11 protein-coding genes are annotated in these 14,100 nt (G+C 64.0%); 4 read left to right on the forward strand and 7 right to left on the reverse strand.

What is annotated here, in order from left to right; translation table 11 throughout:
* The 3 genes from recN to A8B82_RS14800 all read left to right on the forward strand — a co-directional run bounded on the left by recN (position 1) and on the right by A8B82_RS14800 (position 4,595).
* Positions 1-1,650, forward strand: a complete 1,650-nt coding sequence (gene recN, locus A8B82_RS14790; RefSeq protein ID WP_067293938.1) for a DNA repair protein RecN — start codon at positions 1-3, stop codon at positions 1,648-1,650.
* Between the two features lie 88 nt (positions 1,651-1,738).
* A complete protein-coding gene (locus A8B82_RS14795) occupies positions 1,739-3,424 on the forward strand; it encodes a chloride channel protein (RefSeq protein ID WP_067293941.1) in 1,686 nt (561 codons plus the stop codon).
* A 151-nt stretch (positions 3,425-3,575) separates the two neighbouring features.
* On the forward strand, positions 3,576-4,595 hold the full coding sequence (locus A8B82_RS14800) for a calcium-binding protein (protein ID WP_067293943.1): 1,020 nt from the start codon (positions 3,576-3,578) through the stop codon (positions 4,593-4,595).
* Between the two features lie 203 nt (positions 4,596-4,798).
* On the opposite strand, the gene A8B82_RS14805 is transcribed toward A8B82_RS14800, so the two are convergent.
* From A8B82_RS14805 to A8B82_RS24205, 5 genes are all read right to left on the reverse strand, one after another.
* Positions 4,799-5,143, reverse strand: a complete 345-nt coding sequence (locus tag A8B82_RS14805; protein ID WP_067293945.1) for a DUF427 domain-containing protein — start codon at positions 5,141-5,143, stop codon at positions 4,799-4,801.
* A 25-nt stretch (positions 5,144-5,168) separates the two neighbouring features.
* Positions 5,169-6,959: an aminopeptidase P family protein gene (locus A8B82_RS14810; RefSeq protein ID WP_067293947.1), complete on the reverse strand. Its 1,791-nt coding sequence runs from the start codon at positions 6,957-6,959 to the stop codon at positions 5,169-5,171.
* A gap of 43 nt (positions 6,960-7,002) precedes the next feature.
* Complete coding sequence (cobT, locus tag A8B82_RS14815) at positions 7,003-8,877, reverse strand: cobaltochelatase subunit CobT (protein WP_067293950.1); 1,875 nt, start codon at positions 8,875-8,877, stop codon at positions 7,003-7,005.
* Positions 8,878-8,955: 78 nt separating this feature from the next.
* A complete protein-coding gene (locus tag A8B82_RS14820) occupies positions 8,956-9,318 on the reverse strand; it encodes a hypothetical protein (protein ID WP_067293952.1) in 363 nt (120 codons plus the stop codon).
* Positions 9,319-9,435: 117 nt separating this feature from the next.
* Complete coding sequence (locus tag A8B82_RS24205; protein WP_067293954.1) at positions 9,436-9,921, reverse strand: hypothetical protein; 486 nt, start codon at positions 9,919-9,921, stop codon at positions 9,436-9,438.
* 211 nt (positions 9,922-10,132) lie between these two features.
* Between A8B82_RS24205 and A8B82_RS14830 the strand changes: the two genes are divergently transcribed.
* Positions 10,133-10,867 (forward strand): PRC-barrel domain-containing protein, encoded by a 735-nt coding sequence (locus A8B82_RS14830; protein ID WP_067293957.1) that lies wholly within the window; start codon positions 10,133-10,135, stop codon positions 10,865-10,867.
* A gap of 143 nt (positions 10,868-11,010) precedes the next feature.
* Here A8B82_RS14830 and cobS read toward each other — a convergent pair whose 3' ends face one another.
* Complete coding sequence (cobS, locus tag A8B82_RS14835; RefSeq protein ID WP_067293960.1) at positions 11,011-11,997, reverse strand: cobaltochelatase subunit CobS; 987 nt, start codon at positions 11,995-11,997, stop codon at positions 11,011-11,013.
* 119 nt (positions 11,998-12,116) lie between these two features.
* Positions 12,117-13,784, reverse strand: coding sequence for a hypothetical protein (locus A8B82_RS14840; protein ID WP_067293963.1), 1,668 nt, complete (start codon positions 13,782-13,784; stop codon positions 12,117-12,119).
* Positions 13,785-14,100 lie beyond the last annotated feature (316 nt).

The following is a 14,100-nucleotide window of genomic DNA, read 5'->3' on the forward strand; positions in this document are numbered from 1 at the left end:
ATGCTGCGCGGACTCGATATTTCGGATATGCTGATCATCGACCGGCTGGAGCTTGGGTTTCAGCCGGGTCTTAACGTGCTGACCGGCGAAACCGGGGCGGGCAAGTCCATCCTGCTTGACAGTCTGGGGTTTGTGCTGGGCTGGCGCGGGCGTGCCGATCTGGTCCGGCAGGGGGCAGAACAGGGCGAGGTGACCGCCTGGTTCGATCTGCCGCCGGGACATCCCGCACATGCGGTACTGGAAGAGGCGGGCCTGCCCGCCGGGGATGAGCTGATCCTGAGGCGCATCAACAGCTCTGACGGGCGCAAGACCGCCTGGGTCAATGACCGCCGCTGTTCGGGCGAGGTGCTGCGCGCGCTGTCCGACACGCTGGTGGAACTGCATGGCCAGCACGATGACCGGGGTTTGCTGAACCCGCGCGGCCACCGCAGCATCCTGGACGATTTTGCCGGAAACGGCGATGCGATCACGCGCACGCGCCGGGCCTGGTCGGCCCTGTCGGCGGCACGCAAGGCGGCGCAGAAGGCCGCAGCCGAACGCGATGCCATCGCGGCGGAGGAGGAGTTTCTGCGCCACGCGGTTGCCGAACTGGACAAGCTTGATCCGCAGGAGGGCGAGGAAGCCACGCTGGATACAAAGCGCCGCCTGATGCAGGGGGCAGAGAAAATTCGCGCCGATGTGGTCAACGCCTATGAGATCATGGGCCAGAACGGGGCGGAACAGCAGCTTGGCGATGCGCTGCGCTGGCTGGATGGGGCGGCGGCCCGTGCCGAGGGCGCGCTGGAGGCCCCGATGGCTGCGCTGAACCGCGCCATGGTGGAACTGGACGAGGCGATGTCAGGCGTGGCCGATGCCATCGACCAGATGTCGTTCAACCCGCTGGAACTGGAAGAAACCGAGGAACGGCTGTTCGCAATCCGCGCCTTGGCGCGCAAACATGACGTGGCCCCCGACGATCTGGCCGGTTTCGCAGGCACGCTGCGCGCCAAGCTCGACGCGCTGGATGCGGGCGAGGCGGCACAGGCGGAACTGGAACAGGCGGTGCGTGAAGCACAAGCGGGTTATGACGGTGCAGCCGATGCCCTGAGCGCCGCTAGGGCAAAGGCCGCCCGCAAGCTGGACAAGGCGGTGACCGCTGAACTGGCACCGCTGAAAATGGAACGCGCGGTTTTTGAAACCCGGATCGAGGCCGAGGACCCAGGCCCCGAGGGACGTGATACGGTCTCATTCACCGTGGCCACCAACCCCGGCGCGCCCGCCGGGCCACTGGGCAAAATCGCGTCCGGTGGTGAACTCAGCCGCTTTTTGCTGGCGCTCAAGGTCTGCCTGACCCAGGGGCAATCGGGCCTGACCCTGATTTTCGACGAGATTGACCGCGGCGTGGGCGGGGCGACAGCGGATGCCGTGGGTCGGCGGCTGTCGGCGCTGGCGGCCGAGGGGCAGGTGCTGGTGGTGACCCATTCGCCGCAGGTCGCCGCACTGGGGGCGCATCATTGGCGCGTGGCCAAGGCTGTCAGCAAGGGCATGACCACCTCGACGGTGGTGCCGCTCAGCCCGCCGGAACGGGTGGACGAGGTCGCGCGGATGTTGTCGGGGGATCAGGTCACCGATGCGGCCCGCGCGGCGGCAGAGGCTTTGTTGGCGGGGTAGTGGCTTTGCCCGGTGCCTCTCTCAGGCCCTTGTGGCCCGCCGCCCCTGCCGGGGCCGGGCAGCGCACACCGGGCCTGCGGAGGCTGTCATGAGCGGGCCGGAAGAGTCTTTTGTTTCCGGCCAGATCAGCGGGGCCACAAATGCCTGCCGCCATGGCTGGAAGGTGCTGAAACAACAGGGACCGGGCAAGGTGCAATTCTGGTTCATCGCCCTTGTGATCGGGGTCGCGGCGGGGTTTGCTGCACTTCTTTTTCGAAAAGGTATCAACTGGTTACAGGCCACTCTTTACGGCACCGAAGATGTCAATTCGCTTCACAGTTTCATTACCGGGCTGGACTGGTACTGGGTTGTTCTGATCCCGGCCATCGGCGGGCTGATTGTCGGGCTGATCCTGCATCACTTCACCCCAGACGCGCGGGCCCGGACGGTGGGCGATGTCATCCTTGGGGCCGCGCTGCATGAAGGGCGGGTGGAAACCCGCGCCGGGCTGGCCTCTGCGGTTGCGTCATGGATCACGCTCAGCACGGGTGGGTCGTCCGGGCGCGAGGGGCCGGTGGTTCATTTGGCCGCCGTCATCTCGACCAAGATCTGCCGGTTGATCCATGCCGACGGCGTCAACGGGCGCGACCTGCTGGGCTGTGCCGTGGCAGCGGCGGTGTCGGCCAGTTTCAACGCGCCGATCGCGGGGGCGCTGTTCGCGCTGGAGGTGGTGTTGCGCCACTTTGCCGTCCATGCCTTTGCCCCCATCGTGATCGCATCGGCAGCGGGCACCGTGATCAACCGGCTGGAGTTCGGCGGGGTCACCGAATTTACCCTGCCGACCTATGGCGATTTGCAGTTCTACGTCGAATTGCCCGCGTTCCTGCTGCTGGGCCTGACCTGTGGCCTTGTCGCCGTGGCGCTGATGCGCAGCATCTTCTGGGCCGAGGATTTCGGAAATTACCTGCAGGGGCGCACCCATCTGCCGCGCTGGCTGCGGCCGATGGTGGCCGGGTTGATGCTGGGCGTGATTGCGCTTTGGTTCCCCCATATCATCGGCGTCGGCTACGAGACGACCTCGCTGGCGCTGACCGGATCGCTGGCCCTGAACGAGGTGATCGTATTCGCCGTGCTCAAGGTGGCGGCTGTCGCCATCACCCTTGGGGGGCGGATGGCTGGCGGGGTGTTTTCCCCCTCGCTGATGATCGGGGCGCTGACCGGGCTGGGATTCGGCCTGATCGCCACCGGGGTCTTTCCCGATGTTTCGGGGTCTTCGACACTCTATGCGCTGGCGGGCATGGGGGCGGTGGCCGCCGCCGTGCTGGGCGCGCCGATTTCGACAACGCTGATCGTGTTCGAGATGACCGGGGACTGGCAGACCGGCCTGGCGGTCATGGTTGCGGTCAGCATGTCCACGGCTCTGGGCAGCCGTCTGGTGGACCGCAGTTTTTTCCTGACCCAGATCGAGCGGCGGGGCATCCATCTGGCCGCCGGGCCGCAGGCCTATTTGCTGTCGATGTTCACGGCCGCCCGGATCATGCGACGGCCTGACGATCCGCGCGCGGCAGACAGTGATCAATGCTGGGCATTGATCGACGAAGGCACCTATATCGACGCCACGGCGACCCTCGAATCAGCGATGCCGGTATTCGAGAGTTCCGGCGCACGCTTTATTCCGGTTGTGTCGCTCTCGGTCGATACTACTCCAGAATTGTTGGGGGCCCTGTTCCATGTCGATGCGCTGAAAGCCTATAACCGTGCGCTGGCCGCAACCGCAGCCGAAGAACACAGCTAAGCGTTTCAAATTTCGTGCAAATTCGCCGGGTCGCACGGCATTGTTTCCGCAATCGGACCAATGGGCGGAAAGCATTGAAATTTGGGGCTTCCTTAAAAGGTTAACAAATTCTTATTCTTTGAAATGTGTCAAATTTAAGGAGCGTTTTGCCATGCTGGCCTATATTCTTTTACCTCTTTTGGGGCTGGGCCTGATCGGCTCCATTTTCAACGATGACGATGATGAAACCCCGGTAACAGAAACGCCGGAAACACCGGAAGAACCCGAAACACCGGAAACACCGGACGGTCCGGTGACCGAAGGGACCTCGGGCGATGACGTCTATATCGGCACCGGCGGCGACGATCTGTTCCGTGCAGGCGCGGGGGATGACGTGCTCAACGGTTATGGCGGGGATGACACGCTTGACGGTTCCGCTGGCGACGACAGGATCAACGCAGGAGGCGGCGACGACCTGATCGACGGGCGCCAGGGCGCGGACACCCTGCAGGGCCGCGATGGGGACGACACGATCAACGGCGGCTTTGGTGCGGATGCGATTCTTGGCGACAGTGGCGACGACAGCCTGTCGGGTGGCGCTCAAAGTGACACCATTTATGGCGGGCGCGGTGATGATTTCATTGCCGGTGAACTGGGCAATGACGTGCTGGAAGGTGGCCTGGGTGCGGATACCGTCCTGGGGGGTGCTGGCCAGGATACCATCATCGGCTACCGCACACCGACCAACGGCACGGAGATCCCCGGCCTGAGCGATGAAGCATCCGATGTGCTGAACGGCGGCAACAATGACGATCTGATCCGCGCCAACGACGGTGACACCGTCACCGGCGGGGCAGGTGCCGACATCATCGAGGCGCTGGGGTTCGACCAGACCGGAGAGGCCGCCATCGTGGTGACCGATTTCGACCCGGAAGAGGACGTGCTGATGCTGGCGCAAAGCCAGGGCGACCCGCTGAGCATCGAGGCCGACGACAGCCGCCTGGACATCCGTGCGGCGACCAATGGCACCGATACCGAGGTGGTGTTCGACGGGGTGGTCTGCGCGGTTCTGCAGAACACCAGCGCCACCGCGCTGGCGGCGGACACCAACTGGCTGGCCAATGTGGTCCAGGTCTCGACCCCGCTGCCGCCTCCGACAGTGCCAGAAACGCCGGTCACACCTGCCGCCTGACCCTAAGGCGACCGGCGGAAAAAATGCGGCGCGAGGGGTCCTCGCGCCGTTTTCATGTTCTGGAACGAGGCGCATTTGGCCCCGATAGCGCCTGTTTCGCGCGTCATGCAGCCCTGGCCGATCCGGCTTTCCCGTTCCAGATCGCAGCCGACAATATGACCGCAAGGATCGTCAGACGTCCCTCTGCCACACGCTGCCGGTGGTCAGATCTGTTCGACGGTGATCTCGTCCAGGGGGTAAAAGGCAAGATGATCCTTGATCTCGGCCACCGCATCCTTGGGCGCTTCATAGGACCAGACCGCGTTTTCCAGAGTCCGGCTCTTGGTCACCACGGAATAATAGACCGCGTCGCCCTTGTGCGGGCAATGGGTTGTGTGATCCGTCCGGTCGAGAAAGGCCATCGCGATGTCACCACGGGGGAAATAGATCACCGGGGGATAATCCCCCTCCGCCAGTTCCAGCGCATTGCTGCTTTCGCCCAACACGGCACCGCCCGCGCGGACGCTCCAGGTGCCATCTGCCTTGGTGATCTTGATATGGTCTGACATCGCTTTCCCCTCGTTCCGCGCCCCCTCAAAGAGGTGCGGTGGCGGCATCCAACCATAGTTTTGTGACAGGCGATACCCGCGGCCCGATTTTTTCTGCAACCGCGGCGTGATAGGCGTTCAGCCAGGCGATATGCGCAGGTTCCAGCATCTCCGGCACGATCAGGCGGCGGTCGATCGGCGCAAAGCTGAGCGTTTCCCAGTGCAGCATGGCGCGGTGATCGTCGCCGCCGGGCAGGGCGGGGGCCGCGCGCACCACCAGCAGGTTTTCGATGCGGATGCCAAAGGCCCCCTCGCGGTAGTAACCGGGCTCATTGCTCAGGATCATGCCGGGCTGCAGGGGCGTGTTGCTGAGCCTGCTCAGGCGTTGCGGCCCTTCATGGACACTCAGATAGGCCCCCACGCCATGGCCCAGCCCATGGTCGAAATCCTGTCCCGCCAGCCACAGCGGCATGCGGCCTACCGCTTCGATATGACATCCGGCCAGCCCCTCGGGCCAGCGCAGGCGGCTCATCGCGATCATACCGGCGAGCACACGGGTAAAGGCGGCGCGCGCCTCCTCGGGTGGTGCGCCGATGGCGATGGTCCGGGTGATGTCGGTGGTGCCGTCCAGATATTGACCGCCGGAATCCAGCACGATCAGCTGGCCATCCTCCAGCGTGGCATCACTTTCCTCGGTCACGCGGTAATGCATGATCGCCCCGTTCGGGCCGGTCCCGGCGATGGTGTCGAAACTGATTTCCTGCAGGGCATTGTCGCGGCGGCGGCTGGCTTCAAGCTCGGTCACCACCTGGGTCTCTGTCACGCTGCCCGCCGGCTGCGCGTCAAGCCAGGCCAGGAGCTCGCACAGGGCCGCACCATCGCGCAGATGGGCGGCGGCGGAGCCTGCGATCTCTGCCTCGTTCTTGCAGGCCTTGGGCAGTGCGCAGGGGTCATCGCCCCAGACGCCGCGGTCCCCCAAAGCCTCGGCAATGGCGACAGGCACCGATTGCTTGTCCAGCCGCACCGGCCCCTCAAGCTCGGCAAGCCGGTCGCGCAGGGTGCCGGGGCCGTGCAGATGAACCTCAGGCCCCAGATGATCCGCCATGCCGTCCAGTTTTGACGGTGCCATGAACAGATCTACCAGACCGCTATCATGCAGGATGGCAAAACCATGGGCGACAGGGTTATGCGCGATGTCCGCGCCCCGGATGTTCAATAGCCAGTTGTGACTGTCCGGCAGGGTGATGACAGCGGCGCGGTGGCCCGCCTCGCGCAGGGCCTGGGCCAAGCGCGCGCGTTTGGCGTCATGGCTTTCGCCTGCAAATTCGATGGCATGCACCTTTGCCGCGCCCATCGGCGGCGTGGGCTGATCAGCCCAGACCCGGTCCACCAGGTTGTCGCAGGCGCGCAGGGTGACGTCGGTGCCGCCCAACGCCTCTTCGACCTGGGCGATCTGCCCCGGCGTATGCAGCCAGGGATCGAACCCCACGGTGCCACCATCCGGCAATTCCCGGCGCAGCCAGTCCCCCAGCGTGGTTTCCGGCCAGGGCACCGGCGTAAACTCGGCGGCGACCTGCGCCTTGACCTGGGTGCGATACCGCCCGTCGATGAACACACCGGCCACCGACGCCAGCACGGCGCAGAACCCGGCAGAGCCTGTAAACCCCGTCAACCAGGCCAGCCGGTCGTCGCGCGGGGCCACATATTCACCCTGATGGGCATCCGCACGGGGCACGATGAACCCTGCCAGCCCCTCGGCAGCAATCTCTGCCCGTAGCGCCCGCAGCCGGGGCGGTCCCTGTTCCGGCCGCGCGGTGACCTCGAAACTCTGGAACATGCCCGCTCCTTCATTGTTCTTCAAAATACACAAATACCCGGCTTCAACCGGCGCGGCGCATGCCCATGACACGCGCCCGTGCCCTTGGGTCCTTGTCAAACAGCGCGGCCAGCTGCTCGGTCATCGCACCCGCCAGCTGATCCACATCCGTGATCGTCACGGCGCGGTCATAATAGCGCGTCACGTCATGGCCGATGCCGATGGCCAGCAGTTCCACCACCTTGCGCTTTTCGACCATGGCGATCACGTCGCGCAGGTGCTTTTCCAGGTAATTCGCCGGGTTCACGCTCAGGGTGGAATCGTCCACCGGCGCCCCGTCGGAAATCACCATCAGGATCTTGCGCGCCTCGTGGCGGGCCATCATGCGGCGGTGCGCCCATTCCAGCGCTTCGCCGTCGATGTTCTCTTTCAGCAAACCTTCCTTCATCATCAGGCCAAGGTTTGACCGGGTCCGGCGCCAGGGCGCATCGGCGGATTTGTAGATGATGTGGCGCAGGTCGTTCAGGCGGCCGGGTTGCACCGGGCGGCCCTCGTTCAGCCAGGCCTCGCGCGCCTGTCCGCCTTTCCAGGCGCGGGTGGTAAAGCCGAGGATTTCGACCTTGACGTTGCACCGCTCCAGCGTGCGGGCCAGCACATCGGCACAGATCGCAGCGATTGAAATGGGTCGCCCCCGCATGGAGCCGGAGTTGTCGAGCAGAAGCGTCACGCAGGTGTCGCGGAATTCGGTGTCCTTCTCGACCTTGAAGGACAGCGGCGTGGTGGGGTTGGCCACCACACGGGCAAGACGGCCCGCGTCCAGCGTGCCTTCCTCAAGGTCAAATTCCCACGACCGGTTCTGCTGCGCCTGAAGGCGGCGCTGCAGCTTGTTGGCCAGACGGCTGACAGCGCCCTTCAGCGGGTCAAGCTGCTGGTCGAGATAGGCACGCAGGCGTTCAAGTTCTACCGGCTCTGCCAGTTCCTCTGCCCCGATCACCTCGTCATGGGTGTCGAGGTAGACAAGGTAATTGGGGTCGGCGTCTGACACGGGCTGCGGGGCAGGCGGCTCCATCGGGGCGTCGCCCTCGGGCATTTCGGCCTCATCGCCCATTTCCTGATCGGCCATGTCGTCCATGCTGACCTGCGCCTCGGAGGCATCCTGCTGATCCTCCTGCGATTGTTCGGCGCTGCCCTCGGCTTCATCCTCGTCCTGATCGTCCTGGCCGGTGGAATCGGGGTCCTGCTCCTCTTCGGCACCTTCTTCGGCATCGTCCTGCTGATCCTCGTCCATCTGGTCGGGGTCATCGCCCAGCTGGTCGCCATAGCCGAGGTCCGAGATCATCTTGCGCGCGAATTTGGCAAAGGCGGATTGGTCGTGCAGCACGTCGCCCAATGTCTCAAGCGATCCGCCTGCCTGTTCCTCGATAAAGCCGCGCCAGAGTTCCATCGCGTTTTCCGCACCCGCAGGCAGGTCGCGGCCCGTTGCCAGATGCCGCACCAGGTAACCCGCCGCCGTCGCCAGCGGCACGTCGCTGGCCTGTTTGGCCTGATCGTAGCCCTTGCGCAGCGCGTCATGCTTGATCTTGACGTCGATGTTGCCCGCCGTGCCGGGCATGTCGCGCGCGCCCATTGCCTCGCAGCGCGCGGTTTCCATCGCCTCATACAGATCGCGCGCCATTTCGCCCTGCGGCTGGTAGCGCGCATGGGTCTGGCCGTTGTGATAGCGCCGGTTCAGCGCCAGCGCATCCGCCGTGCCGCGCGCCAGCAGCACCTCTTCGCGGGTCATGCGGCGGCTGACCTGCGGCAGGCGCATCATGTCGCCCGACATGCCGGAGGGATCGACCGAATAGCTGACATTCAGGTCCGGATCATTCGCCATGACCTTGGAGGCCTCGGCAAGTGCCTTTTTGAACGCGTCGGCGGGGTTGTCGGATTTGGTCATCGGGCACTCATGCAATGGTCTGTTCTGCCATGCAACCTAGGCCGATTGGGATCGGATGACCAGCGGGCCGCGTGGCTTTCAGTGGATCAGATCGCTGCATTCCGCCAATTCCCGCGCCAGCCGGTCGCGGGCGCGGTTGCGGCGGCCATCGTCGGGCGAGAATTCCGCATCGTTGCGCAGATAGGCATGGTCGCGCCATGCATTGAACTTGGCGTTCTGCGCAACCGCGGGCGGCATGCCATAGTCGATCGCGGCGGGCAGCACGGCTTCGGTCAGCGTGTCGAATGTGTCGCTGTCCCGGTCTGCGGGCGGCTGCTGGCCCCAGAAGGTCTCCTGCGCGGCAAAGCGTCCGGCGCAGGCGGCAAACAGCATCGCCCGTTCAGAGGGGGAGGTTGGCAGCGCCTGTGCCGTGCCGGTCAGGGCCAGGCAGATAACAGCCATCCGAATCGCGCATGAGCAGATCATGTAACAAGTTTATGACGGATTTCCCGAAATGCGCGGCACTGCGGAGATATTTTTTTCCCTTCGACGTTCAGCGGCGCAGGGATGCCACAGGTGTCAGCGCCATGCTTCGAACTCGGGGGCGGTCGCGACGATGCGGTCGCAGGTTTCTGACCGGGTGATGAACAGCCGTCTGGATGCGGGGTCGAGATCGAGGATGAAGCCTTCGATCATCCGCCGCAACAGGGGCCTGTCCCGCCCGATGATGGCGTCGATGTCAGCCTGCGGCATGTTCAGCCGTGTCGCGACCCGCTGAAAGGCGTCGGCCTGTCTGGTCCAGGTCCGGTCGACGTCCCTGGCGTCAAATATGTCGCGTTCCACATCCGCATTCGCAAGATAGAAGGCGGCGCAGCCAGCGGCATCGGCAGGCAGCACGGCCAGCGCGGGGCCGGGCCAAAGGGCCGCCATCACCACAAGACCGATGACGTGCCGTCGCGCACCTGGCCGCTGGATGGGGTGATTTGGATGAGCGGCGGTCCGGGTGCCTTTCGGTGTTCCGGGCAGATACGCCGGGAAATCCTTGATGTAGGCGGTTTTCCGCATCTGTAAACCTTTGACCGCATCCCATTGATTTCAGGTTAGTTTAGCTGATCCTCCTGCGCCACGTCCAATCAGGCATGGGCCAATTCCTGCCGGTTCCCGAAAAAGCGGCCGGAACCGAAACGCCTGTTTGCGGATTGGCTGATCAGAACGACGGGACCGGCGCTGCACGCTGCACAGTCAGCCCGTCAGCAACCAAGTGAGGAGAAAAACCATGACCAATCTCAAGCAACATGCGAGTACGCTGGCGCTGATCGCCACGTTGACTGCGACACCTGCCATTCTGGCGGCCCAGACCGAAACCGCCCCGGCTGACGATGCCGCAACTGCAACCGAACAGCCGCTGACTCAGGACAATGCCGAAGCTCCGGCGGACGAGACATCTGACACTGCCGATGCAGATGTGCCTGCCGAAGGTGCCGATGATGCGGCCTCTGACACTGCCGAAGCGCCTGCCGATGACGCGACGCAGTCCGACGGAACGGATACAGCCCAGGTGCCTGCGGATGACGGCATGGCTGCCGATCCGAACCAGACCGCCGAGGTTGCACCTGAAGAGACAGCAAAACCTGTCGATGGCCAGATCCACATGCAGGGTGAAAACACCATCCTTGCGGACGACCTGATGGGCTCGAATGTCTATTCGGCCAGCGGTGAAAGCATCGGTGAGATCGACGACCTGATCGTGAACCTCGACGGTTCTGTTGAAGGTGCCGTGATCGGTGTCGGTGGCTTCCTGGGGATCGGTGAAAAATGGGTTGCCGTGAAACTGGACAGCCTGTCCACCCAGCAGGACGAGAATGGCAACGTGACGCTGACAAGCTCTGCCACCAAGGCGGACCTTGAAGCGGCGGAACCTTTCGTCACCGCGCGTGACATGGCAGCCGCCCAGCGGTCGGTTGACTCCATGCCTGCCGAAGGCGAGGTCCAGACCCAGCCTGTTGACTGATGCAGACGGGCGATCTCGCGCCCTGCTGCTGAACAAGGCCACCGTCGCATCTGCGGCGGTGGTTTTGTGTTTGTAAGGGGGGGGCGTTGCGGCCTGACCGAACGGCGGGTTTCATCCCTGGGTCATTGCAGCGCTGTCCGCCTTCAGCCCAGACTGACGCTTGCGGCGCTTTCCGGCAGTTCCTCGTCGAACAGGCGCTGATAGAACTCCGCCACGGTCTGGCGCTCCAGCTCATCACATTTGTTGAGGAAGGACAGGCGGAAGGCATAGCCTACGTTGCGGAAGATTGTGGCATTCTGGGCCCAGGCGATCACGGTACGCGGCGACATCACGGTGGAGAGTTCCCCGTTCATGAAGGCGGTGCGGGTCAGATCGGCGACGGTGACCATCTGGCGCACGGTCTTGCGCCCCTCGGCATTGTTGTAATGCGGGTTCTTCGACAGAACGATGGCGGTTTCAGCGTCGATGGACAGATAGTTCAGCGTGGCCACCAGCGACCAGCGGTCCATCTGGCCCTGGTTGATCTGCTGGGTGCCGTGGTAAAGCCCGGTGGTATCGCCGAGACCCACAGTGTTCGCGGTGGCGAAGATGCGGAAATAGGGGTGCGGTTCGATCACCTGGTTCTGGTCCAGCAGCGTCAGCTTGCCGTCCACTTCCAGCACCCGCTGGATCACAAACATCACGTCGGCGCGGCCCGCGTCATATTCGTCAAATACGATGGCGGTGGGGTTGCGCAGTGCCCAGGGCAGAATGCCTTCCTGAAAGTCGGTAACCTGCTTGCCATCGCGCAGCTTGATCGCATCCTTGCCGATCAGGTCGATCCGGCTGATGTGACTGTCGAGGTTCACGCGCACCGCAGGCCAGTTCAGCCGCGCCGCGACCTGTTCGATATGCGTCGATTTGCCGGTGCCGTGATAGCCCTGGATCATCACCCGGCGGTTGTGGCTGAAGCCCGCAAGGATCGCCAGCGTGGTGTCGGGGTCGAATTTGTAGGTGCTGTCGAATTCCGGCACCCGCTCCGACTTCTCGGCGAAGCCTTTGACAACCATATCCGTGTCGATGCCGAAAACGTCGCGGACGCTGATGTCTTCGGTGGGTTTGGTGTTGATGTCCAGCGCGCCGTCAGCCATGTGTCCTCGTCCTTTTCGGTCTTCGCCCCGAATGGGGGAAATATCAGCCCGCCTCTGGTGCAACATATCCAGAGTACGTGCAAGGGTCGGGCAGCGGGTTTGTTGCGTCACCCGGCCCGTTAACTGGCGCTGATCGCGTCGATGGCAACCTGCGCGCAGCCGCAGGCGGCCTTGATGGGCCGGTCCGCGCGCGCCTCTGCGAGGTCGAGGCGCAGTTTTACATGCGGGGCCTCGTCCGTCTTGCCATTGGCAATCAGGCAATCATAAAGCCCGCGCAGCGCCCAGACATTGTCGGGATGCACGCAGGCGCGGGGCAGGCCGGGGACCAGCCCCAGATCCTGGCGAAACACCTGTTCGGCCTCCTCGGTGTGACCCTGTTCGAACAGCAGCGCCCCCAGCGCGTGGCGGGTCGGCTGCATCCAACCCCAGGGTTCGTCATAGGGCAGGGCGTCGTCCAGTGACACGGCCCGCCGCAGATGGGTAAAGGCCACGCCATAGTCGCCCTTGCGGTAGGCCAGTTCCCCTTCCAGCATCGCCGTCGCGACCTCCAGCAGGTCCACGCCGCGCACATTGTGCAGCAGGCGGCTGTCCGGCACCCGCGCCTTGACCGCGAGGAAGGTGTCAAGCTGCGCATCCGCTTCCTCGATATGACCCAGCGCGGAATAGGCCAGCCCCCTGGCATATTCGATGAAGGCGGTGCACATGACGTAGGTGTCGGTGTCGTCGGGCAGGTCGAGCTTGAGGATATCCTCCCACATGCCAAAGCGGATCAGCACATGCGGCTCCATCCCCAGAATGGTCTCAAAGAAATCCGCCATCGGGGGCGATTTGATCTGCAACAATGCATCCGGCGTCGTCTCGCGCATGCCCCGGACCGCCCGCATCGCCGGTTCGAACTGCCCCATATAGAGCGCACCGCTGATGACAAAGTGGTAATTGTGCTGGCGGTAGCCGGTGTAGATGTTGAACGCGCCTTCGGCCTCGTAATATTTCAGATCCGCCTCGATCGCGCGCTGGTTCCAGCGCACCACGTTTTCATAGGCCCCACAGAGCACGTCGATATGCGTGGGCATATGCACCAGATGGCCTGCATCCGGCACCAGGCTGCGCAACACGTCAGAGGCTTTCAGCGCCTTTTCGGGGTAGGGCGACATTTCCATCAGATGGACATAAAGATGCAGGATGCCCGGATGGGTCATGCCGCCGGGCAGGGCCATCTGGGTTTCCAGAACCGCCTGCGCCTCCAGCGTTTCGGCATCCGGGGCCACGTCACCCTCCGCGATGTCCCACATCGCCCAGGGGGTCAGGTTCATCAGCGCATCGACAAAGACGGTTGCGATCTCCGGGTCACTCGGCTGGGCCTGATGCAGGGTCCACATGGCATCGGCAAAGGCGCGGTCCCAGGGGGCCATGTCATCCACCGGGTCGCGTTGTGGATAGCGGGCAGCCAGCGCCCGGATCAGCGCGGCCTCGACCGGACTGGCGTGGTCAATCACCGCCAAGGCGGCTTGCGTGGCGTCATAGGCTTCGGCCAATGCCTCTGCCCGGCCTTTGCTGTCGAACAGGACCCAGGGCAGGTTGTAATTCGGCCCGGCGGCATAGGCATGGCCCCAATGGGCCATGGCGCAGGCCGGATCGGCGGCGGCGGCCCTGCCAAAGCAGGCAATCGCCTCCCTGTGGTTGAAACCATAGGTCCAGTTGAGACCCCGATCAAACCAGCGTTGCGCATCGGCAGAGCCTGTGGTGACGGCCCGTGTATATTGGCCCAGATCGTAGGGATAGCTCATCGCGATGCTCCTTTTCGTACCCGAACATGCCAAGACGGGCCGACCTTGCCCAGAACATTCCGCCGACCTGCACGAAAGTTGCGCAACCGGAGGGCAAAACCTGCACCGGGCGGGGCTATTCCGGTTCGGGCAAAACAGGAGACTGCATTATGACAACATTGACACTACAACAGCGCTTCGCCGTGGCGACCGCAATTGGCGCGGCAGGCGGCGGCGTGGCATTGGCCATGATCGGGCAGGGGCATTTCGGGATCGGGGACGCCCGTTTCCTGCGGGTGGCCACCGCCGGGGCCTTTCTGGCGGGGCTGCTGGTGGC

This window comes from Sulfitobacter sp. EhC04 (genome assembly GCF_001650875.1).
Lineage (GTDB): Bacteria > Pseudomonadota > Alphaproteobacteria > Rhodobacterales > Rhodobacteraceae > Sulfitobacter.

Excerpts from the sequence above, each read along its gene's own strand:
- cobT (WP_067293950.1), bottom strand. The coding sequence starts at position 8,877 with ATGACCAAATCCGACAACCCCGCCGACGCGTTCAAAAAGGCACTTGCC.
- A8B82_RS24205 (WP_067293954.1), bottom strand. The coding sequence starts at position 9,921 with ATGCGGAAAACCGCCTACATCAAGGATTTCCCGGCGTATCTGCCCGGA.
- A8B82_RS14800 (WP_067293943.1), top strand. The coding sequence starts at position 3,576 with ATGCTGGCCTATATTCTTTTACCTCTTTTGGGGCTGGGCCTGATCGGC.
- recN (WP_067293938.1), top strand. The coding sequence starts at position 1 with ATGCTGCGCGGACTCGATATTTCGGATATGCTGATCATCGACCGGCTG.
- A8B82_RS14830 (WP_067293957.1), top strand. The coding sequence starts at position 10,133 with ATGACCAATCTCAAGCAACATGCGAGTACGCTGGCGCTGATCGCCACG.
- cobS (WP_067293960.1), bottom strand. The coding sequence starts at position 11,997 with ATGGCTGACGGCGCGCTGGACATCAACACCAAACCCACCGAAGACATC.
- A8B82_RS14840 (WP_067293963.1), bottom strand. The coding sequence starts at position 13,784 with ATGAGCTATCCCTACGATCTGGGCCAATATACACGGGCCGTCACCACA.
- A8B82_RS14795 (WP_067293941.1), top strand. The coding sequence starts at position 1,739 with ATGAGCGGGCCGGAAGAGTCTTTTGTTTCCGGCCAGATCAGCGGGGCC.
- A8B82_RS14820 (WP_067293952.1), bottom strand. The coding sequence starts at position 9,318 with ATGGCTGTTATCTGCCTGGCCCTGACCGGCACGGCACAGGCGCTGCCA.
- A8B82_RS14810 (WP_067293947.1), bottom strand. The coding sequence starts at position 6,959 with ATGTTCCAGAGTTTCGAGGTCACCGCGCGGCCGGAACAGGGACCGCCC.
- A8B82_RS14805 (WP_067293945.1), bottom strand. The coding sequence starts at position 5,143 with ATGTCAGACCATATCAAGATCACCAAGGCAGATGGCACCTGGAGCGTC.